This window comes from Trinickia mobilis, assembly GCF_017315705.1.
Lineage (GTDB): Bacteria > Pseudomonadota > Gammaproteobacteria > Burkholderiales > Burkholderiaceae > Trinickia_A > Trinickia_A mobilis.
Genome location: NZ_JAFLRF010000032.1, coordinates 1 through 20,859 on the forward strand (window position 1 = coordinate 1; position 20,859 = coordinate 20,859).

The 20,859-nt window shown below is 67.1% G+C and carries 21 protein-coding genes and 1 pseudogene; 12 read left to right on the top strand and 10 right to left on the bottom strand.

Annotated features, from left to right (window positions below; translation table 11 throughout):
- The first annotated feature begins 74 nt into the window (after positions 1–74).
- Positions 75–1,313 (top strand): DUF3734 domain-containing protein, encoded by a 1,239-nt coding sequence (locus J3489_RS28550; protein WP_207004098.1) that lies wholly within the window; start codon positions 75–77, stop codon positions 1,311–1,313.
- 122 nt (positions 1,314–1,435) lie between these two features.
- A pseudogene (locus J3489_RS37940) lies at positions 1,436–1,585 on the top strand (signal peptide protein); the annotation flags it as partial.
- 82 nt (positions 1,586–1,667) lie between these two features.
- Here the strand turns inward: J3489_RS37940 and cobM are convergent.
- From cobM to cbiE, 4 genes are all read right to left on the bottom strand, one after another.
- A complete protein-coding gene (cobM, locus tag J3489_RS28555) occupies positions 1,668–2,399 on the bottom strand; it encodes a precorrin-4 C(11)-methyltransferase (RefSeq protein WP_207003988.1) in 732 nt (243 codons plus the stop codon).
- 73 nt (positions 2,400–2,472) lie between these two features.
- The gene (locus J3489_RS28560) at positions 2,473–3,204 is read right to left on the bottom strand and encodes a cobalt-precorrin-6A reductase (protein ID WP_207003990.1); all 732 of its coding nucleotides are present in this window, start codon (positions 3,202–3,204) and stop codon (positions 2,473–2,475) included.
- Positions 3,201–4,307, bottom strand: a complete 1,107-nt coding sequence (locus J3489_RS28565) for a cobalt-precorrin-5B (C(1))-methyltransferase (protein ID WP_207004100.1) — start codon at positions 4,305–4,307, stop codon at positions 3,201–3,203. Before J3489_RS28565 ends, J3489_RS28560 begins: the two co-directional genes overlap by 4 nt.
- Entirely contained in the window at positions 4,300–5,541 is a 1,242-nt protein-coding gene (cbiE, locus tag J3489_RS28570; RefSeq protein ID WP_207003991.1) for a precorrin-6y C5,15-methyltransferase (decarboxylating) subunit CbiE, read from the bottom strand. The genes J3489_RS28565 and cbiE overlap by 8 nt, the downstream gene beginning before the upstream one ends.
- A gap of 214 nt (positions 5,542–5,755) precedes the next feature.
- Between cbiE and cobG the strand changes: the two genes are divergently transcribed.
- Genes cobG through cobJ form a run of 4 tightly spaced genes read left to right on the top strand, consistent with a single transcriptional unit; the run spans position 5,756 to position 10,444 of the window.
- Positions 5,756–7,183 carry a precorrin-3B synthase gene (gene cobG / locus J3489_RS28575; protein WP_374193498.1) on the top strand — a complete coding sequence of 476 codons (1,428 nt, stop codon included), beginning with the start codon at positions 5,756–5,758 and terminating at the stop codon, positions 7,181–7,183.
- Entirely contained in the window at positions 7,176–7,802 is a 627-nt protein-coding gene (locus tag J3489_RS28580) for a precorrin-8X methylmutase (RefSeq protein WP_207003995.1), read from the top strand. Before cobG ends, J3489_RS28580 begins: the two co-directional genes overlap by 8 nt.
- Positions 7,803–8,549 (top strand): precorrin-2 C(20)-methyltransferase, encoded by a 747-nt coding sequence (locus tag J3489_RS28585; RefSeq protein ID WP_207003997.1) that lies wholly within the window; start codon positions 7,803–7,805, stop codon positions 8,547–8,549.
- The gene (cobJ, locus tag J3489_RS28590) at positions 8,546–10,444 is read left to right on the top strand and encodes a precorrin-3B C(17)-methyltransferase (protein WP_207003999.1); all 1,899 of its coding nucleotides are present in this window, start codon (positions 8,546–8,548) and stop codon (positions 10,442–10,444) included. The genes J3489_RS28585 and cobJ overlap by 4 nt, the downstream gene beginning before the upstream one ends.
- Positions 10,445–10,488: 44 nt before the next feature.
- Here cobJ and J3489_RS28595 read toward each other — a convergent pair whose 3' ends face one another.
- Both J3489_RS28595 and J3489_RS28600 read right to left on the bottom strand, forming a co-directional pair.
- The gene (locus J3489_RS28595) at positions 10,489–10,887 is read right to left on the bottom strand and encodes a DUF427 domain-containing protein (protein WP_207004001.1); all 399 of its coding nucleotides are present in this window, start codon (positions 10,885–10,887) and stop codon (positions 10,489–10,491) included.
- 221 nt (positions 10,888–11,108) lie between these two features.
- Positions 11,109–11,471: a BON domain-containing protein gene (locus J3489_RS28600; protein ID WP_207004003.1), complete on the bottom strand. Its 363-nt coding sequence runs from the start codon at positions 11,469–11,471 to the stop codon at positions 11,109–11,111.
- A gap of 487 nt (positions 11,472–11,958) precedes the next feature.
- Between J3489_RS28600 and J3489_RS28605 the strand changes: the two genes are divergently transcribed.
- Complete coding sequence (locus J3489_RS28605; protein ID WP_207004005.1) at positions 11,959–12,726, top strand: ParA family protein; 768 nt, start codon at positions 11,959–11,961, stop codon at positions 12,724–12,726.
- Between the two features lie 20 nt (positions 12,727–12,746).
- Here the strand turns inward: J3489_RS28605 and J3489_RS28610 are convergent, their stop codons facing one another.
- The gene (locus J3489_RS28610; protein WP_207004007.1) at positions 12,747–13,052 is read right to left on the bottom strand and encodes a HigA family addiction module antitoxin; all 306 of its coding nucleotides are present in this window, start codon (positions 13,050–13,052) and stop codon (positions 12,747–12,749) included.
- A 291-nt stretch (positions 13,053–13,343) separates the two neighbouring features.
- On the opposite strand from J3489_RS28610, the gene J3489_RS28615 reads away from it, so the two are divergent.
- Positions 13,344–15,080: an FAD-dependent oxidoreductase gene (locus J3489_RS28615; RefSeq protein ID WP_207004008.1), complete on the top strand. Its 1,737-nt coding sequence runs from the start codon at positions 13,344–13,346 to the stop codon at positions 15,078–15,080.
- A 234-nt stretch (positions 15,081–15,314) separates the two neighbouring features.
- Complete coding sequence (locus J3489_RS28620; protein ID WP_255555295.1) at positions 15,315–15,653, top strand: superinfection immunity protein; 339 nt, start codon at positions 15,315–15,317, stop codon at positions 15,651–15,653.
- Between the two features lie 104 nt (positions 15,654–15,757).
- Here the strand turns inward: J3489_RS28620 and J3489_RS28625 are convergent, their stop codons facing one another.
- Complete coding sequence (locus J3489_RS28625) at positions 15,758–16,687, bottom strand: LysR family transcriptional regulator (protein WP_207004012.1); 930 nt, start codon at positions 16,685–16,687, stop codon at positions 15,758–15,760.
- Positions 16,688–16,890: 203 nt separating this feature from the next.
- Between J3489_RS28625 and J3489_RS28630 the strand changes: the two genes are divergently transcribed.
- The 3 genes from J3489_RS28630 (at position 16,891) to J3489_RS28640 (ending at position 19,056) form a co-directional block, all read left to right on the top strand.
- Positions 16,891–17,430 (top strand): carboxymuconolactone decarboxylase family protein, encoded by a 540-nt coding sequence (locus tag J3489_RS28630; RefSeq protein ID WP_207004014.1) that lies wholly within the window; start codon positions 16,891–16,893, stop codon positions 17,428–17,430.
- A 241-nt stretch (positions 17,431–17,671) separates the two neighbouring features.
- Positions 17,672–18,016 carry a hypothetical protein gene (locus J3489_RS28635; protein ID WP_207004016.1) on the top strand — a complete coding sequence of 115 codons (345 nt, stop codon included), beginning with the start codon at positions 17,672–17,674 and terminating at the stop codon, positions 18,014–18,016.
- Between the two features lie 134 nt (positions 18,017–18,150).
- On the top strand, positions 18,151–19,056 hold the full coding sequence (locus tag J3489_RS28640) for a flagellar brake protein (RefSeq protein ID WP_242540386.1): 906 nt from the start codon (positions 18,151–18,153) through the stop codon (positions 19,054–19,056).
- A 53-nt stretch (positions 19,057–19,109) separates the two neighbouring features.
- Here J3489_RS28640 and J3489_RS28645 read toward each other — a convergent pair whose 3' ends face one another.
- Both J3489_RS28645 and J3489_RS28650 read right to left on the bottom strand, forming a co-directional pair.
- Complete coding sequence (locus J3489_RS28645; protein WP_309491437.1) at positions 19,110–19,694, bottom strand: vWA domain-containing protein; 585 nt, start codon at positions 19,692–19,694, stop codon at positions 19,110–19,112.
- Positions 19,695–19,780: 86 nt separating this feature from the next.
- Positions 19,781–20,818: a magnesium chelatase ATPase subunit I gene (locus J3489_RS28650; RefSeq protein ID WP_242540387.1), complete on the bottom strand. Its 1,038-nt coding sequence runs from the start codon at positions 20,816–20,818 to the stop codon at positions 19,781–19,783.
- Positions 20,819–20,859 lie beyond the last annotated feature (41 nt).

A 20,859-nucleotide genomic window follows, 5' to 3' on the forward strand; every position in this document is an offset into this window, starting at 1 on the left:
CTGTTCCTCTCGGCGTTCCCGAGCGCGGCGCTCACCGGCCAGTCGTTCATCGTCAGCCACGGCTGGTTCATGCAATGAAGCCGCACGCCAAAACAGAAAGGCAGGCGACCGACCCGTCCGGCGTCAATGTCGAGACCGGCGCTGTCCCGCACGCGCATCACGAACGGCGCGGGCGCCACCTGCCGTATGAAACGGTGGCGCTCGTGCTGCAGGGCGGCGGCGCGCTCGGCGCGTATCAGGCCGGCGTGTTCGAAGGCCTGCACGACGCCGGCATCGCGCTGACCTGGCTCGCCGGCATTTCGATCGGCGCGCTCAACACGGCGATCATCGCGGGCAACGCGCCGGAGCATCGCGTCCAGCGCCTGCATGAGTTCTGGGACACGATCTGCAAGCCGGCCGCCACGCTGCCGCTGCCGCGCGCCTTCGAATACGCGCTGTTCAACGGCACCGAAGCGACGCGCGCGATGCTCACCGCGTTCCAGGCGGCAAGCGCCGTGATGCAGGGGCAATACGGCTTCTTTCAGCCGCGCAAGCCGACGCCGTTTCCGTGGGTGTCGAGCAGCCCCGATACGGCGAGCTGGTACGACACCGCGCCGCTCAAGGCCACGCTCGAGCGGCTCTGCGATTTCGACCGGATCAACTCGGGCGAAACGCGGGTGTCGGTCGGCGCCGTGAACGTCGGCACGGGCAACTTCTCGTACTTCGACAACACGCGCATCACGCTGCGCGCCGAGCACTTCATGGCCTCGGGCGCGCTCCCGCCCGCGTTCGCGCCGATGGAGATCGACGGCCAGTACTACTGGGACGGCGGCGTCGTATCGAACACGCCGTTGCAGGAAGTGCTGCACGCCACGCCGCGCCGCGACACGCTCGCTTTCCAGGTCGACTTGTGGAGCGCGCGCGGACCGGTGCCGGACAGCTTGTCGGATGTCGCCGAGCGCACGAAAGACATCCAGTATTCGAGCCGCACACGCTTCGTCACCGACGTCCTGCAGCGCGAGCAGCGCTATCGCAACGTGCTGCGCGAAGTGCTCGACAAGGTGCCGGAAACAGTCCGCAAGGAAGACCCATGGTGCAAGCTCGCCCATGACCTGTCGTGCGGCAAGCGCTACAACGTGATGCACTTGATCTATCAGCAGCAGAAGTTCGAGCACGACTACAAGGACTACCAGTTCGGCGCATCGACGATGCGCAGCCACTGGTCGGTCGGTCTCGCCGATATCCGCAAGACGCTCGAGCACGAATCGTGGCTCGAGTTGCCGGATAACGACGCGGGCTTCGTGACGCACGACGTGCATCGAATCGGCAAGTAATTCAGCAAATAAGCGTCAGTCGACCCGCGCTCGCGCGGGATCGCGGGGAGGCGCTTGAACGACGACGCCGGGCGGCCGCGGGCCGCGCCGGCGTGGTCCGTTTGGGTCGAACACACAACGATTGCGCCGCGAAGGATATGGACGGGCGCTGGTACCTGATCGTGAAGGTTCGCGAAAAGGTGCGGGCAGAGTGGAAGCTGCCGATGTCGAACAAGCGCGACGCGGATCGGTGGACGCGGATTTTGACGCTGGCGCAGGCGCAGCGGCTATGAATGTGGGCAGGCGATGATTTTTCAATCCGCGATGCGCTGATTCACGAGGGCCACACCCGCGCACGAGTTGATTCAACCCCCGTCACCCTCCCGCCTTCGCATACAACGTCGATTCACTGAACCCTTCCGCCGACAGCACGCGCCCGACCAGAATCAGCGCGGTGCGCTCGATGTTCGTCGACTGCACCTTGCCGACGATATCGGCGAGCGTGCCCGTCACGCGTTCTTCGTCGGGCCAGCTCGCGCGGTAGATCACTGCGATCGGGCAATCGGCGCCGTAGTGCGGCTGCAATTCGTCGACGATGCGGGCGAGGTGCCGCACGCCGAGATGAATCGCCATCGTCGCGCGATGGCGCGCCAGATCGGCGAGCTGCTCGCCCTCGGGCATCGTTGTCTTCGTCGCATAGCGCGTGAGGATCAGCGTCTGCGAGATGTCCGGCAGCGTCAGCTCGCAGCCGAGCGCGGCCGCGCACGCGGCCGTCGCCGTCACGCCCGGCACGATCTCGTACGGAATCGCCAGCTCGCGCAGGCGCCGGATCTGCTCGCCGACAGCGCCGTATAGCGACGGGTCGCCGGAGTGCACGCGCGCGACGTCCTGTCCTTTGCGGTGCGCCTCGTCGAGCAACGTGACGATCTCGTCGAGATCGAGGTCGGCGGTATTCACCACGGCCTCGGCGCGATTGCCATCGAGCACCGCCGGCGGCACGAGCGACCCCGCGTACAGAATCACCGGACAGCTGCGCAGGAGGCGCTGCCCCTTGACCGTGATGAGCTCCGGGTCGCCGGGTCCCGCGCCGATGAAAAATACCGTCATGCAAAGCTCCGTGATGTTGTGATGTTCAGTGATTGCCGGAGAGTTCGCTTGCGAGCTTGCGGCATTTTCGGTGTCATCGCGACAACGCCTCGATCGCCAGCCACACACTCTCGGGGCTGTCGAATTCGCGATCGGCGGCGGACAGCGGCGGACGCCGCAACATCACGACCGGCAGCCCCCGTTCGCGCGCGACGGCTAGCTTCGCTTCGGTCGCGCGGCCGCCGCTGTTCTTGCTGACGATGACGTCGATCGCTTGCGCATCGAACAGCGCGCGCTCGCCTGCTTCGGTGAACGGCCCGCGCGCGTCGATCACGCGCGCGCGCGCGCTGCCGGGATGCGCGTCGAGGCAGCGCACGGTCCAGAACTGATGCGCGGGAATCTCGTCGAGATGCACGAGCGGTTCGCGGCCGAGCGTAAAGAGCGGGCGCGCAAATGCCGCAAGCGCGTCGACAATCCCGCCCCAGCCATTGACCATGCGCCAGTCGTCGCCGGCTTGCGGCTCCCACGCTGCACGGCGCATTGCCCAGCACGGCACGCGAGCCGCGCGGCTCGCCGTTGCCGCGTTCGCGCTGATTTGCGCCGCGTAAGGGTGGGTCGCGTCGACGACCAGCCCGATGCCTTCGTCGCGCAGGTAGCGCGCGAGCCCTTCTTCGCCGCCGAATCCGCCCACGCGGACCGTGCAAGACAGATCGTGCGGCACCTTGCCGAGCCCGGCGAGGCTGTAGACGTGTTCGCTCGAAAGCTGCCGTGCGATCTTCAACGCGTCGCCGGTGCCGCCGAGAAGCAGGATGCGCGCCGCCGTCATCGCGCGACTCCGACGATGTGGCCTTGGCGGTCGATCGCAAACATCTCGACGGCGACCTGCGGCGGCACGATCTCGCGCGCGACGCGCAACGCGTGCGCGCACACGATGTCGCCGAGCGCCACGCCTTCCTGCCGCGCGAGCGCCAGCGCTTGTTGACTCGTGTTGGCCGCGCGAATCGCCTCTTGCAGCGGCGCGAGCGCACCGTGCTCCGCGGCCCACGCGGCAAGCTGAGCCAAGTCGATGCTCGAATGGCTGCTGTGCAAATCGAGGTGTCCCGCAGCGAGCTTGCTCAGCTTGCCGAAGCCGCCGCACATGCTGAGCTTGTCGACGGGCGCGCGGCGCAAGTGCTTGAACACGGCGCCGGCGAAGTCGCCCATTTCGATCAGCGCGATATCGGGCAGACCGTAGTGCGCGCGCATCGCATCTTCGCTCGCATTGCCCGTGCACGCCGCGATGTGCCGATAGCCGTTCGCGCGCGCCACGTCGATGCCTTGATGGATCGACGCGATATAGGCCGAGCACGAAAACGGCCGCACGATGCCGGTCGTGCCGAGTATCGACAAGCCGCCGACAATCCCGAGACGCGGGTTCATCGTCTTCAACGCGAGCGCCTCGCCGCCCTCGACGCCGATCGTGACCTCGAAGCCGCCCGCATAGCCGTGTTCGGCCGCGAGCCCGGTGAGGTGATCGGTCATCATCTTGCGCGGCACAGGGTTGATCGCGGGCTCGCCGACCGCGAGCGTCAGCCCCGCCCGCGTGACCGTGCCGACGCCGGGCCCCGCGTAAAAGCGCACGCCGGGTTCCGGCGACAAACGCACGCGCGCAAACACGACGGCGCCGTGCGTGACGTCGGGATCGTCGCCCGCGTCCTTGACGGTGCCCGCTTCGGCGCCGCCCGCAGCGCCCGCGGCCTCGTCGATCAGCCGGCAGAAGGTCAGCGGCATCGGCACGTGCCGGCCCTTGGGCAGCACGATTTCCGCGACGTCGCTCGCGATGCCGGCCAGCAGCAGGCGCGCCGCGGCGAGCGACGTCGCCGTCGCGCAGCTGCCTGTCGTGTAGCCGCTTCTGAGCGGCCCGGGGTGTTCGGAGGTCTCGTCACGCATCATGTTCGTCGCGCGGCTTGGCGATCTCGAGCAGCGTGATCGGCAGCGCCGGCCGCCAGGCGTCGAAGCCGCCGAGCGGTTGCGCCTCGGCGACGGCGACGCGCGTGAGCGTCCCGCCATGCCGCTCGCGCCACTGCACGAGCACCGCTTCGCTTTGCAGCGTGACCGCGTTCGCGACGAGCCGCCCGCCGCCCGCGAGGCGCTGCCAGCAGATATCGAGCACGCCGGGCACGGTCACGCCGCCGCCGATGAAGACGGCGTCGGGCGCGGGCAGGCCGTCGAGCGCGCCGGGCGCGCGTCCCGCCACGAGCTGCAGCCCGGGGACGCCCAGCGCGTCGCGATTGTGTTCGATGAAACCCTGGCGCTCGGCGTTCGCTTCGATCGCGATGGCACGGCACGCGGGATGCGAGCGCATCCATTCGATGCCGATCGAGCCGCAGCCCGCGCCGACGTCCCACAGCAACTCGCCGGGTCGCGGCGCGAGACGCGCGAGCGTCATGGCGCGCACGTCGCGCTTGGTCAATTGGCCGTCGTGAAGATAAGCGTCGTCGGGCAAGCCGGGCGTCAGCGGCAAATTCGAGGCGCCCGGCGCGGCGCGGCAGTCCAGGGCGACGAGGTTCAATGCGGCGATCGGCTCGGCCCCCGCCCTGCCGGCCCGATCGCGCCATGCGTCGGCGCGCGCTTCGGTCATGCGCTCTCGCGCGCCGCCCAGGTGTTCCAGCACGATCATGCGGCTCGGCCCGAAGCCGCGCGCGGCAGCCAGCGCCGCGATTGCGGCGGGCGTGTCGCCATCGGCGCTCAATACGAAAAGGCGCGCGCCGTGCCTGAATTGCGCGTTCAACGCGGCAAGCGGCCGGCCGACCAGCGAGATCGCCGCCACTTCCTGCAGCGGCCAGCCAAGACGCGCCGCCGCGAGCGACAGCGACGACGGCGCGGGCAGCACGCGCAGTTCGCCCGCGGGCAACTGGCGAGCGAGCGTCGCGCCGACGCCGAACAGCATCGGGTCGCCGCTCGCGAGCACGCACACGGGCGCGTCGCGCTGTTCGAGCACGGGCGCGAGATCGAACGGACGCGCCCACGCTTTGCGGCGCGCGGCAAGTCGCGCGGGCAGCATCGCGAGATGCCGCTCGCCGCCGAACACCACCGACGCTTCGACGAGCGCCCGCCGCGCCGCCCGCCCCAATCCGGCGTAACCGTCATCTCCAATGCCTACCACGGTCAGCCACGCCGGCATCTGCCCATCCTCTCTTTCGAACTCGATTAATTCGTCCGCGGCATGCCTGGTGAGGGCCGCAGCGGGTTTGTCCATGGGGAAAAAAGGCATAATACAGCGTTCGCCGGCGCCCCTTCAGGGTCTAAGAGGGCACACAGCGCAACTGCGGCTGCCGCAAGCCTCCCCCGCTTTGCGGGGTGCTCGAGCTGCAGCGCGAAGCCAACCCCATGCACGCTTGAATCGATCCATGCCCCCCGCCACGCCGTCCATTGCGCCACGCCCCACGGGCTGCCCCGGGCTCGCGCGCATCGCGGCCGCGCTCGATGGCGGAATCTGCCGGGTCAAGCTGCCGTGCGGCGAGCTGAGCGCGGAGCAGGCCTGCGCGCTGGCGGACGCGGCCGAGCGCCATGCGTCGGGCGTCATCGAGGTGACCAATCGGGCGAATCTGCAGCTGCGCGGCGTGCAGGCGGGCGCTGAACACGCGTTGACGGAAGCGCTTGTCGATGCCGGGCTCGGGCCGGGCGGACGGCCGGATTCGCTTCAATCGCCGGATCGGCCTGCGCAATCGGCCACGAGCCTCGCAGCCGACGACGTCCGCAACATCATGGTCAGCCCGGCGGCCGGACGCGATCCGCAGGCGCTGGCCGACACGGCCGGGCTCGCGCGCGAGATCCTCGAGCGGCTGCGAACCGACACGCGCCTTCACGCGCTGTCCGCGAAATTTGCGCTGCTGCTCGACGGCGGCGAGCGCCTCGCGATGCTCGACCATCCGCACGACATCTGGCTCGCCGCGATGCCCGCGTCGGACGGCGATGCCCCGTTGTTCGCGTTCGGCCTCGCAGGCTGCCCGCCGGTTGCGGGCAGCGGCGGGGCGAATCGCACCGCGCTCGCAGCCGTCCCGCTGCAACAAGCCAGCGCATGGGTCGCCGCGTTGTTGCACACGTTCCTCGATCTCGCCGGGCCGGGCATCACGCGCATGCGCGATCTGCTCGCCGTTCGTTGCGCCGACGAATTGATGCGGCACGTCGAAGCGCGCCTCGATTTCCCGCTCTTGCGCGACGAGACCATCGGCGCGTGGCGCCGCGCGCCCGCCGACGCTTCATTGCGCCTCGGCGCTCACCCGCAGCGCACGGAAGACCTATGGCACGCAGGCGGCCAGCCGCCGCTCGGCCGCTTGAACGTGACATCCCTGCGCGGCCTCGCCACGCTTGCACGCGAACTCGGCAACGCGACGCTGCGCATGACGCCGTGGCAAAGCGTGCTGCTGCCCGACGTCCCGAGCTGCAACGTGGCGGCGGCCATCGCGGGACTGACCGCGCTCGGCCTCGCATGCAGCCCGGATGATCCGCTGACGCGCCTCATCGCCTGCGCAGGCTCGACCGGTTGCGCAAAAGGTCTCGCCGACACGAAGGCAGACGCCGTGCGCCTGGCGTCACGTCTGCCCGCAGGCGCGGAGGTTCATCTAAGCGGCTGCCCGCGCTCCTGCGCCGCCGCGCACTGCGCGCCGCATACGCTGCTCGCCGTGGCGCCCGGCCGCTACGACCTTTACCGGCGCGACGCACAGCCGGAACCGGGCTTCGGCCATTGCGTCGCGCGCCATCTGACCATCGACGAGGCTGCCGCCCATCTGAGACGGCAGCCCGGGAGCCCCATTGATGCTTGACTACATCCGCGACGGTCAGGAGATCTACCGCCAATCCTTCGCCGCGATCCGCACGGAGGCCGACCTCGCCCGCATTCCCCCCGACCTCGAAAAGCTCGCCGTACGCGTGATCCATGCGTGCGGGATGGTCGACATCGTCGACGCGCTGCGCTTTTCCGAAGGCGCCGGTGCCGCCGGCCGCCGCGCGCTCGCCATCGGCGCGCCGATCCTGTGCGACGCGCGCATGGTCGCCGAGGGCATCACGCGCGCGCGTTTGCCTGCGGGTAACGACGTGATCTGCATGCTCGGCGATCCGTCGGTGCCGTCGCTTGCAAAAGAGATGGGCAACACGCGCTCGGCCGCGGCGCTCGAACTGTGGCGGCCGCATCTGGCCGGCAGCGTCGTCGCGATCGGCAACGCGCCGACCGCGCTCTTTCACCTGCTCGACATGCTCGACGCCGGCGCGCCGCGCCCCGCGCTGATTCTCGGTTTTCCGGTCGGCTTCGTCGGCGCGGCGGAATCGAAGGCGATGCTCGCCGAGGACAGCCGCGGCGTGCCCTATGTGATCGTTGAAGGTCGACGCGGCGGCAGCGCGATGGTCGCCGCTGCCGTCAACGCCTTGGCATCGGAGGCCGAGTAAATGGCGCTGATCGATCGCCCGCAGCCGGGACGGCTCTTCGGCCTCGGCGTCGGCCCCGGCGACCCCGAGCTCATCACCGTAAAGGCGCTGCGGCTCCTGCAAGCCGCGCCGGTCGTCGCGTACTTCGTCGCCAAGGGCAAGAAGGGCAACGCCTTCGGCATCATCGAAGCGCACTTGAGCGACGCGCAAAGGCGCCTGCCGCTCGTCTATCCGGTCACGACCGAAGCCCTCGAACCGCCGCTCTCGTATGAAGCGGTGATCGCCGATTTCTACGACACGGCATCCGCGGTCGTGGCCGGCCATCTCGATGCGGGCCGCGACGTCGCCGTGATCTGCGAAGGCGACCCGTTCTTCTACGGCTCGTACATGTACCTGCACGACCGTCTCGCCGCGCGCTTCGAGACGCAAGTGGTGCCCGGCGTCTGCTCGATGCTCGGCGGCGCGGCCGTGCTCGGCTCGCCGCTCGTCTATCGGAATCAGACGCTTTCGGTGCTGTCAGGCGTGCTCCCGGAGGACGAATTGAAGCGGCGTCTCGCCGATGCCGACGCCGCCGTCGTGATGAAGCTCGGACGCAATTTCGACAAGGTGCGCCGCGTGCTCGATTCGCTCGGCCTCGCCGAGCGCGCGCTGTACGTGGAGCGCGCGACGATGGCGAACCAGCGCATCGTGCCGCTCGCCGAAGTCGATCCGATGGCGTCGCCGTATTTCTCGCTGCTCGTCGTGCCGGGGGAAAAATGGCAGGGATGAAACAACCCCCACGCTCACTTCGTTCGCTGCCCCCTCCCCCAAGGGGACTTCCTTCGGGGCGCGAGGGGGCGTCTCAGTACGCTTGGGGCGGCCCGGCGCGTACTGAGGCAGCCGCGACGCCGGTCACGCCCGCCGTCGTCATTCTTGGACCGGGTGCGCTCGCGACGGCCCGGCGCATCGCCGCCCGCTACCCCGGCGCGCAGGTGCACGGCCTGACGGGGCGCGTCGCAAGCGGCGGCGGCAACGATGGCGCCGATCTCGCGTATGCCGAACTCGGCCCGCATCTGCGCGGCCTCTACACGCGCGGCACGCCGATCGTCGCGCTGTGCGCGGCGGGTATCGTGATCCGCGCGCTCGCGCCGCTCCTCGCCGACAAGGGTGCCGAGCCGCCGGTGCTGGCCGTCGCCGAGGACGGCAGCGCCGTCGTGCCGCTCTTGGGCGGCCTGGGCGGCGTCAACGTGATGGCACGCGAGATCGGCGACGCGCTCGCCGTCGCGCCCGCCATCACGACGAGCGGCGAGTTGCGTTTCGGCACTTGCGTGCTCAATCCGCCGGACGGCTACGCGCTGTCGAGCCTCGAACAGGGCAAGCGCTTCGTGTCGGATCTGCTGGCGGGGGAAAGCACGCGCATCGAAGGCGACGCGCCGTGGCTCGACGCAGCACGCTTGCCGAAGTCATCGACCGCGCGGCTGGCGATACGCGTAAGCCCGGATGCGTGGGACGGCAGCAGCGATCAGTTGCTGATTCATCCGCGTTGTGTCGTGGCTGCGGTCAGGTCTGGAGCGCGGCTCGGCGACGCTGGTCATGAGATCGACGACGATGGCGACGCGCGCCGCATCGTCGATGCCGTGCGCAACGCGTTGAACGCCCATCGGCTCGCACCGCTTTCCCTTGCCGCATTGCTCGCGCCGTCGGAGCGAATGACGGACCCTGCGCTCGCACGGGCGGCTGAAGTCTTGAGCGTGCCGCTCCGTTTCGCCAGCTGCGACCAGCCGGCCGGCGCGCACAACGCACAAGCGCTAATCTCCGCCGCGATGCACACGCCGCATCGCGTGCTGGACGTATTGTCGACGCCGGATCGAAGCATCGCTCTCGCAGTCGGCGATGCCCCCGTCGATCTGCAAGCCATCGGCCAGGCGCGCGGCCGTCTGACGGTGATCGGCCTCGGCCCGGGCGACGCCGCGCTGATGGTTCCCGCCGCGCGCACCGCTTTGAACGAAGCGGCCGACATCCTCGGCTACGAAACCTACGTGAAGATGGCCGGCCCGTTTCGCGCCGATCAGCGCCTCCATTGCACCGACAACCGTCAAGAGCTGCAACGCGCGCGCGACGCGTTCGAGCTTGCGAGCGCGGGGCGATCGGTCGCCGTCGTGTCGTCGGGCGACCCGGGTGTGTTCGCGATGGCGGCGGCCGTCCTCGAAGCGCTCGAAACGTCGGGCAACGCGCGCTGGGCAGCCGTCGAACTCGCGATCGTGCCCGGTGTCTCCGCTGCCATGGCGACGGCCGCGCTTGCCGGCGCGCCGCTTGGCCACGACTTCTGCATGCTGTCGCTCTCGGACAACCTGAAGTCGTGGTCGATCATCGAAACGCGCCTGCGGCACGCGGCCAGCGCCGACCTCGTGATGGCGTTCTACAACCCGATCTCGCGGGCGCGTCCGTGGCAGTTGGACAAGGCACTCGACATCGTCCGCGAATACCGGTCGCCCGCGACGAAGATCGTGCTCGGACGCGACATCGGCCGCCCCGGCGCCGCGCTCACGACGACGACGCTCGGCGAGCTTCGCTCGGACCAAGTGGACATGCGGACGATGGTGATCGTCGGTTCGTCGACGACGCGCGCCTTTGCGCGCGAACCCGGGCGCGTATGGGTCTATACGCCGCGATGGTATGAGTGACGGCGTCCTTGCGCCGTCGTTTGAAGCGCGGTCGCGGCGGCGCTCTAGTCCGCCCGCTCTTCGATCGCATCGACGCGATCCGGATAAAACGCGAGATGGTCCTTGATCGCCGCGACCGCTTCGTACGGGTTCTCATACGTCCAGACCGCGTTCACCGAGCGCTCGCCGCCTGACGGAATCGAGAAGTACGCGCAATCGCCCTTGTAAGGGCAGTAAGTCGCGTGCGCGCTGCGTTCCAGCAGCTTCATGTCCACGTCTTTTCTCGGGATATAGAAGACGGGGGGATAGGCGGCCTCGCTCAGGGTCAGTGCGTCGCGCGTATCGGCGATGACGTTCCCCGCCAGCGTGACCACCACGCGCGACGTATTGCGCTCGATGGTGATCGGATGATCCGGGCCCGGAATCCTGACGGTCCGGGTCGTGATGGTGTCGGTGCTTGACATGGTCGAACTCCTTGTGGGGTCGCTTAATGATCCCGCAAACAGACGTTCCTTGCTCAGCGCTTCGAGCCCGGGCAAACACGTCGCCCGTGCTGAAGCGGTTTCTGTGGAGGGCCGATGAATCGATGGAGTCTCTTCAGACAAAAGCGCCGTGACCGGCGACGGGATACAAAAAGGGGACGCCCGGCGTCCCCTTGTGCTGTGCTTGGCCCGGCTGCTTGGCCTCAACCGCCTCCGCCGCCTTGCACGCCAAGCGTGATCTTGTTCGTGACCGACGTCACGCCAGGCACGCCCTTCGCCACTTCTTCGGCTTGGCCGATCTGCGAGCTGTCCGGCACGGTGCCGGTCAGAGTGACCGCGCCGCCGCGTGCGCGAACGAAGACGTTCGACACGTCGAAGCCTTGCGCTTTAGCCAACGCCTTGCGCACGGCAAGGCCCAGCTTACGGTTGGCCTGCTTGACGGCCTTCGCAGACGGTGCGGCCATCGTGCCCGAGCTGGCCATGGCGTCGCTCTGTGCATAGGCGCTCGATGCCACAGCGATACACACGACCACGCCCAGCGCTTTCAATATATCGGTTGCTTTCATGATTCTCCTTTTGCTTCGCTTGAAAACTACGCGTGTTGCAGATGGAAGAAACGAACCAACGACAGCCAGGCCGGGCAACAATATTTGCACTGCGACTCAAATATTGAAGCGGTGTCATGCGCCCTGTCCTGCCCCGGCCTGTGAAATCAAGCTTGTGCGCAAGGGCGCCGACCCTACGACGGCGAAAGCCAATGTAATCCAGCCAAGCGATAAGCGCAAAGCATTTAATGGGGCCCGCAAGAGGCGTGTTTATTGCGCGCGACAACGCGGGGCATCGAGCGGGCGGTTGGCCGGCCGGCGTCCAGCGCATCAGCTAAGCGTTCGCTACATTCAAATGAGGTTGCCGGCGCAACGCTCGCAGCCCCTTTGATCGCCCGCTCGGGCGGCATGTCGGCTTCGCGTTGCGCTGCGACCGAGTTAGCCACACGAACGGCCCAATTGCTGAGGTATGCTGCTCCCTTTGACACGTTCATACCGAGAGGGACAGATGCGGCGCGTCGTATTCAATCAAAAGGGCGGTGTCGGCAAGTCGACCATCGTGTGCAATCTCGCGGCCATCAGTGCGTTCGAGGGTCTGCGCACCCTGGTCATCGATCTCGATGCGCAAAGCAACTCAAGTCAATACCTGCTCGGCGCACGCGCAAGCGAAGCCAGTCCGAACGCGGCCTCGTTCTTCGAAACCGCGTTGACGTTCAGCTTCAAACCGGTGAATGTCGCGTCGTTCGTGCATCCGACGCCGTTCGAAAACCTCGATGTCATGCCGGCGCATCCCGATCTCGACTCCCTGCACGGCAAACTCGAATCGCGCTACAAGATCTATAAGTTGCGCGACGCATTAACCGAGCTGGACGAGATTTACGACGCGATCTATATCGACACGCCGCCCGCTTTGAATTTCTACACGCGCTCTGCGTTGATTGCGGTTGAGCGCTGCCTGATTCCGTTCGATTGCGACGACTTTTCGCGCCGTGCTTTGTACGCGCTGCTGGATAACGTCAAAGAAATCCAACAGGACCATAACGCGGCACTGGAAGTCGAAGGGATCGTCATCAACCAGTTTCAGCCTCGTGCCAGCCTGCCGCAGCAACTGGTCGACGAACTGGTCAGCGAGGGATTGCCGGTGCTGGATTCGCGGCTGTCTTCATCCGTGAAGATTCGCGAATCGCATCAGCATGCGATGCCGATGATCCACCTGGAACCGAAGCATAAGCTTGCTCAGGAATATCTGGCGTTGCATCGGGAATTGGCGGGCTAGTAGGCAAAGCGAGGCGTTGCCTAAAACAACGCCCCCTGCTGCGCCCGCACCATCGCCACGACGTCAAGCTCATGAAACCGCAGGCGCGCCCTGGCAAGATCATGCAGCAGTTGCCTCTGCAACCACATTTCAGCACCGCCGCCGAACGCCTTATCGAGCCGGAGCGCCATTTCAGGCGAGATTCCCGCCTTGCCGCTTAACAAGTTCGTCAACGCTTGACGGCTCACGCCAAGAATCTTCGCGCCTTCAGTGACGCTCAAGTTGAATCGAGCGAGACAGTTCTGGCGAACAGTCACGCCGGGATGGATGAATTCGGAATCGGCCATGGGTCGAAACAATACGGGCGAAATCAAGACCCGTCAACCGACAAGAATCGCTTGTCGACATGCGCTCGACGCCTTTGAACGCCGGGAGATCGTTCTTCAGCGCCGATTCTCTGGCGCTGACTCCGGCGGGCAGGTTGATAATGTCGAACGTTGGCGCCGGACAGCGCAGGCGTGCTGACCCGGCGCATCCCGCCGTGGCCGTGACTCCGCGCGAGCGGCCACGATGTCATTGCCAATCGAGGGCATAGCGGGCATCGGCACCGTATCCCGCGCGCGGCTGCGAGGCTCACGATGAGTAGCGACTTCACGCCGCCACGCGGCGAACCGCGTCATGAAGCGGCAGACGGCACGGGCGGCGCCAGGACCGGCGCCGCCGCCGACGACGATCCGAGCGTGCGCAACAACCCGCGCTACTACCAGATGTACCCCACGCTCACCGACGCGGAAATCGACAAGATGCGCCGCTTCGGCAGCCTGTGCCGCGTGGCGGCGGGCGACGTGCTCTATCGCGCCGGCAGTTCGAGCCCCGGCATGTTCGTGCTGCTGTCCGGCACCGTGAGCGCGATCGGCCGCGACGGACTGGGCCGCGAACGCGTGGTCCGCTCGAAGATGCAGCGCGGCGAATTCAGCTCCGATATCGGGCAGTTGTCCGGCAAGCCCGCGCTCGTGGATGCGCGCGTGATCGAAGACGTCGAAGCGCTGCTGCTGCCCTCGGCGGGGCTGCGTGCGCTGATGATCGCCGAGGCCGAACTCGGCGAGCGGATTACGCGTGCGCTAATACTCCGGCGCGTCGCGGCCATCGAGCGCGGCGACGGCCCCGTGCTGGTGGGCGCCGCCAACAACGCGCGGCTGGTCGCGCTGCAGACTTTCCTGAGGCGCAACGGCCAGCCGCACGTCGCGCTCGACGCGGAGCACGATGCGAGCGTCATCGCCCTGCTCGAACGCCTGGCCGCGAAGCTCGACGATTTCCCGCTCGTGATCTGCCCGAACGGCGCGGTGCTGCGCAACCCGGACGAAGGACAACTCGCATCTTGCTTAGGCATCCTTCCTGAATTCGACCCGGCGCACGTCTACGACGTCGCGATCGTGGGCGCCGGACCGTCGGGGCTTGCGGCTGCCGTGTATGCGGCATCCGAAGGATTGTCCGCGGCGGTATTCGACTGCCGCGCACCGGGCGGCCAAGCCGGCACGAGCGCGCGCATCGAGAACTATCTGGGCTTTCCGACCGGCATCTCGGGACAAGCGCTTGCCGGCCGCGCCTTCCATCAGGCGCAGAAGTTCGGCGCGCATATCGGCATTCCGTGCGAGGTCAAGGCGCTGCATTGCGAGACGTCTCCGCTTTCGGTCGAACTGGCCGACAGCCGGCGCATCCACGCTCGCACTGTCGTCATCGCGAGCGGCGCCGAGTACCGGCGCCCTCCGATCGAAGGCCTCGCGCGTTTCGAAGGCCGCGGCGTCTATTACTGGGCCTCGCCGATCGAAGCGCGGCTGTGCCGCAACGAGCCGGTGCTGCTCGTCGGCGGCGGCAATTCGGCTGGACAGGCCACCGTATTTCTCGCATCCCACGCAGAGCACGTGCATCTGTTCATTCGCGCCGCGAATCTCGAGCAAAGCATGTCGCGTTATCTGATCGAACGCGTCGCGTCGCAGCCCAACGTGACGCTTCACTCGCACGTCGAGATCACCGAGCTCGAAGGCGGCGACCGGCTCGAACAGATCCACTATCGCCGCGACGGCGCCGGCGACGAAATCATGAGGGTCCGGCACCTTTTCCTTTTCACCGGCGCGGAGCCCAACACGCGCTGGCTGCGCACCTGCCGCGTCTCGCTCGACGCCAAGGGCTTCGTGCTGACCGGCACCGACATTCCAGGCGAAGCGCAGCGCTCGCTGCCCCTGCAGACGAGCGTCGACGGCGTGTTCGCAATCGGCGATGCGCGCGCGGGATCGACCAAGCGCGTGGCCGCCGCGGTCGGCGAAGGCGCGGCGGTGGTCGCGCAGATCCATCGATTTCTCGTCGCAGCGCGCTGAAAAGCGCCGTCGCATGCCCGCCGCGCAGCATGATTGTTCTCGAATCCGCGACTAAGTTTTCGAAATGCGGGCATAGATATTCGCGGATTCAGGCTTAAATTGTTACCCACGGCCGCTGCCTCTTGGGCTTAGCGGCCATTTATCCAACTTCGCGGCGTGTGCGCTGCGCGGCTTTAGCGTGACCGCGCATCTGGGCCCAGCGCCACGGCAGCGGTTCGAACAAGAGGTGATGCCATGTTGCATGTGCTTGAAAGTGTCGCTTTGGTGTGCGCATTGATTGTGTATCTGGCGCCGGCAATGGAAGCCGACGCACGCGAGCACGACCACGCGCTCGGGATCACGCTGGTCAACATCTTTCTCGGCTGGACCGTCATCGGCTGGTTCGCCGCCTTGCGCGCGGCGCGTTCGCCGTCCAGCGAAAAGCGCGTAGCGCGTGTCGCCATCCGGATCCGGCGCGCGGCCGCGCATGCCACCGTCGACAAGATCGTTGCGCACGCAAAGAACTGCGCACCGTTTCAGCGTCAGTCCAAGGAAGGGCGTCGCGCGATGCCGGGGCACTGCGTAACGCGTTGAATGCTCGACGCCCGCATCGATCGCGAGCGACACAGGACGGAATGTGATGCGATCGAGTCTATCTTCGCGGCACGTTTCGCCCTACCCGCCGGCGCACATAACACTTATTGCCGGAAAGAATGACGGGGCGACTCGGACTGCGCCGCGCTCGCCGACTCCAGCGTCTCTTCGACGAAGCTGACGAAGGCGCGCGCCTTTGCGCTGACCATCCGGCCCGCGGGGAACACCGCCCACAGTTCGATCGGCGGCAACATCCAGTCGTTGAGGACCGAGCGCACACGGCCGTTGCGCAACTCGGCGGCAAACATCCATTCGGACGCGACCGCGACCCCGAGATCGGCCAGCACCGCCTCGCGCACGCCTTCCGCGGCGGTCACGGACACGCGCCCCGATACGGCGACCGACACTTCCGAACTTTTGCGCCGGAACGTCCACCCCGTGCCGCCGTAGCGCCGGCTGTAGACGATGGCCTGGTGCGACGCGAGCTCCGCAGGCGTGGCCGGCACGCCCGCCTTCTCGAAGTACGCCGGCGTCCCGACGACGAGCCGGCGCGCCTCGCTGACCTTGCGTGCCGTCATGCCCGAATCGTCGAGCTTGCCCATGCGCAGCGCGACGTCGATGCCTTCTTCGCGCAGATCCACGTTGCGATCGTCGAGCACGACCTCGAGGGTGAGATCCGGATACTTGTCGAGAAAGCGGCCCATGGCGGGCACGATGTGCAGTCGCGAGAACGTGACGGCCGCGCAGACGCGCAGCCTGCCGGACAAATTGGCGCCCGCGCCGCGTGCCGCAAGCTCGGCTTCGTCCGTCTCTTCGATCGCGCGTTTCGCGCGCTCGTAGAAGGCGAGGCCCGCCTCGGTGGGCATCAGGCCGCGCGTGGAGCGCAGGAGCAGCCGAACCGCGAGCCGTTCTTCGAGCAGCGCGATCGATTTGGAAACGGCAGGCTGCCCGACGTCGAGCAGCCGTGCCGCGGCCGAGAAAGACCCTGACTCCACTACGCAAACATACGTCTCCATCGCCGTCAGACGGTCCATGATCGTTCCTCCTCGTGCGAATGGTAGAGGCTCGCGCGGCGCACCGTCAAACGGCGCGCCGCACCCTCGATATATGCCTGGCTGGAATAGATGTTAGGCGCGCCGCCCGGCTTCTTCAGCCGCCTCGATTCAGGCACAGTTCCCCCAACGCAAATGCGTTCAAGTAACCCCCCCTTACTGACTATTTGCATCAGGAGAACCTCATGGCAACGATCAATGTCCCGACCCGCGACGAAGTCTCGCCGGCCAATCAAGCGATCTTCGACAATCTCAAGCGCAGCATCGGCTCGGTCCCCAACCTGTACGCGACGTTCGCGCATTCGGAGCACGCGCTCGGCAACTACCTCGCGTTCCAGAACGGCAAGAGCAGCATCACCGGCAAGGCGCGCGAAATCGTCAACCTCGTCGTGAGTCAGGTCAATGCCTGCGAATACTGTCTTGCTGCGCATACGATGATCGGCAAGATGAGCGGCTTCACCGACGAGCAGGTTCTCGAGATCCGCAGCGGCCGCGCGAGCTTCGACGCGAAGTTCGATGCGCTCGCCCGCCTCGTGAAGACCATCGCGAGCCATCGCGGCCACGCCGAGCAATCGCTCGTCGATGCGTTCTTCGCGGCGGGATGGACGAAGGAGAACCTCGTCGACGCAATCGTCGTGATCGGCGACAAGACGGTGACCAACTACCTGCACGCAACGACGCGCGTGCCGGTGGACCTTCCTGCCGCGCCGAAGCTGCCCGCGTAATCGCCGGTAAATCGCGGGTGCCAGGCGAGCCGCGCACATCGCTCGACGCGAGCGTTGCATGGGACCCGAGTAAGTGCTCTGCAGGCGGCCGGATTCAGTGCTGAAGCACTGACTCCGGCCGACAGTTGTGCCCGTCTCGCCCGCCGCACGCGCAGCGCGAATCTGCATGCCCCTGCCCGCCTGCCCTACAATGCTCGGCGAAGCCGACATCAGTACAAAGGGCACAGGGAAGAACCACACCATGCAGATACGAACCAGCGCGCTGGCGTTGCTTACGGCTTGTTTCGCCGTCAACGCGCACGCCGAAATGACCGCAGCGCAATACAAGCAATGGGCGCACGTAGACAACAACTCGGTGTACGCCGCCTACATCACCGGCACGATCAACGCGTTCGGCTGGGCCAACGGGGATCTGATCGCGAAGAAGCATCCCCCGCTCTATTGCCAGCCGAAAGACGTGATCGTCAGCAACCAGAACGTGTATCCGCTCTTGGACCAGTTCTTCACCAATCACCCCGACCTTCCCGACAATTTTCCGATCGGCCTTGCGATACTGCGCTCGCTGCAGTCGGCGTTTCCGTGCTGAGCAGGGTCGACCCTAGCGCGAAAGCCCTAAACTTTCTTGTCATCCTGACGTAAAACGTTCATAGGTAAGCATGCCCTAAAAAAAGCGCCCGCCAAGGCGAAGTGCGGCGCCGCCAAAACATGGGAGCACGGAGCATGGGGACACCAGGACAGGGCTTGAACCAGGAAGAGGTACCGGTCGGCACGCCGCTCGAATGGCCTATCGTCGACGAGAGCGGCGCGCTGCTGTTCGATCGCGGCATCACGGTCGCGGGCGAGCGGGATCGCGCGTTTCTGTTCGCGCATTTTCGTCCGCGCCGTCTGACGCAGCAGGATGCCGAAGCGCAATGCGCGCGCCGCAACGAAGACGAACCCGGCGCATCGCAGCCCGCGACGCTCAAGGACATGCACTTGGCGATCGGCGGCCTGCTCGGCATCCGCTCGCGCGCGGGCGGCAGCGCAATGCAGCCGAGCCGGCTCATCGGCTTCTCGCCGAACCAGGCGCTCTTTGTCACGCCGCCGCTCGCGGGCGGCCGTCCGGCGCCGTTGATGGTCGGCGAGAACGTCGACGTGGTGGCGATCGCGAGCCAGGCGGTGTTCCGCTTCGCGTGCACGGTGGAAGCGCTGTGCAGCCATCCGTTCGATTACGCGGTGCTGTCCGCGCCGGGCGCGATTCGCCGCCTGCGCGAGCGCAAGACCATCCGCGTTCGCACGCGGCTGCCGGTGCGGTATGCGACCAACGAGGCGGGCGACGTCTACGGCGGCCTCGCGCTGGCAAGCGGGATCAGCGCATCGGGAATGTCGTTGATTGCGCCACGCGCGCTGGGGTCGGCCGGCGAGCGCCTGAAGCTGGCGTTCCAGTTGTGCTCGCAAGACCTCGACGCAAAAATCGAAACGACCGCCGTCATCCGCAACGTGCATCAGGTGCCGGATTCCGATGGCGTCACCACGACGCACGGCCTCGAATTCGACCGGCTGGAACCGGTGCAGCAGTTGGCGCTGAAGTCGTTCGTGTTCGATCGTCAGGAAGATGCGGAGTATTGGACGGGCGCGGGCCGTTGACAAATTGCGTTGCATCAAGCCCGAAGGTCCTCCAGGGTTTTCCTTAGGTCATTTCAACGAGCGAGCAAATCCTCCGGCCGGCACAGCCTCGCACCCCACTCGCTCGCAAGGCGCGCGCAGCGGTTCAGCTTGAGCGCGCCGGTTTCGAAGTCGACGACGACGATCTGATCGGCCGCATCGGGCCGCGCCGGCCAATCGCGGCTGCGGCCGTCCGACAGTATCCACAGCCAGCGTGCTTGCGCAGGCTTGCGCCGCTTCGTGCGTTCGAGCAATTGCGCCGCACGGCGCACGCCCAGCGCAAGCGGCGTGCCGCCGCCGCCGCCCACCGGCTGCAGCCAGCGCTCGTTCCACCAGCGCGGCACGAGCGGACCGAAGCGCACGTCGGCGCGCGCGCCGCCGAAGCACACGAGCGCCGTTTCGGCGCGCGTCGTCGCCGCGTGCTCGAACATCGCGAGCAGCATGCCTTTCGCGAGCGCGAGCCGCTGGCCCGTCAGCATCGAGCCGGAACAGTCGAGCACGAAGCAATGCAGCACGCTCTCCCGCGACGCTTCACGCACGTAACGCAGATGCTCGGCGCGCAAGCGTTCGGCGCGCTTGGCGGCGAGCGTTTGCGGCCACGCGATGCGCGTGCCCGGCACGCCGTCGCGTGCGACACTTCCTCCGCCCCTCAGCCATCGAAGACCGCTCGTCGAGTTCGGGCGAGCGGCGGCGCGCTTTCGATGGCTCAGCGTTTTTTTGCCGGATGCGCGGGCAGCGGGATGACGCCTTTGACTTTCGTGAGACCTGCCGGCTCGGGCGGCAGGTAGCCCCAGTCTCCGTCGGGCTCCGGTGTGCGCGAGGTATCCGGCAACGCTTCGGATTGCTGCGATGAGGCCGATTGCGCCGGCGTATCTGCCCGCGATTCGTCATGCTTGCGCCGCCGATGCCACAGCACCGCAACGGCCACGCGCTCCACATGCCCGGTCGTCACCGCGTCGCTTTGTTCGAGCGCGGCGAGCGCGCGCGCTGCGCGCAGCATCACGAGGTCGGCACGCAATCCGTCGACCGCAGCCTCGATGCACAATTCGCTCACGCGCGCGTGCACGGCGTCGTCGAACGCGAGACGCGGCAACGCTTCACGCGCCGCGCGAATGCGCTCCGCACACGCCGCCTGCTGCGCGGCATATCGCGCACGAAACGCCTGCGGGTCGGCATCGAAGGCGAGACGCGTCTTGACGATCTGCTGCCGCACTTTCGAATCGAAGCAGTTTTGCAATTCGACCGCGAGACCGAAGCGGTCGATCAGTTGCGGCCGCAACTCTCCCTCTTCGGGATTCATCGTGCCGATCAGCACGAAGCGCGCTTCGTGACTGTGCGAGACGCCATCGCGCTCGACGGTGTTCACGCCGCTTGCGGCCGCGTCGAGCATCGCATCGACGAGCGCGTCGGGCAGCAGATTGATTTCATCGACATACAGCACGCCCCGATGCGCGCGTGCGAGCAGCCCCGGCGAGAACCTCACCGAGCCGTCGCGCAGCGCCGCTTCGATATCGAGCGTGCCGATCAAGCGGTCTTCGCTCGCGCCGAGCGGCAAGGTCACGAGCCGTCCGTCGGGCAGCAACTCGGCGAGTGCGCGCGCCGCGGTCGATTTCGCGGTGCCGCGCGGCCCGCTGACCAGCACGCCGCCGATCCCCGGGTCGATCGCCGCGAGCAGCAACGCCTGCTGCAACGGCTGCTGGCCGACGAGCGCGGCAAACGGATAGTGAGCGTGGGGGTCGTTCATGATGCCTCCCGCCGGGCCGCCCCCAAGGGAGGCATCCGCCC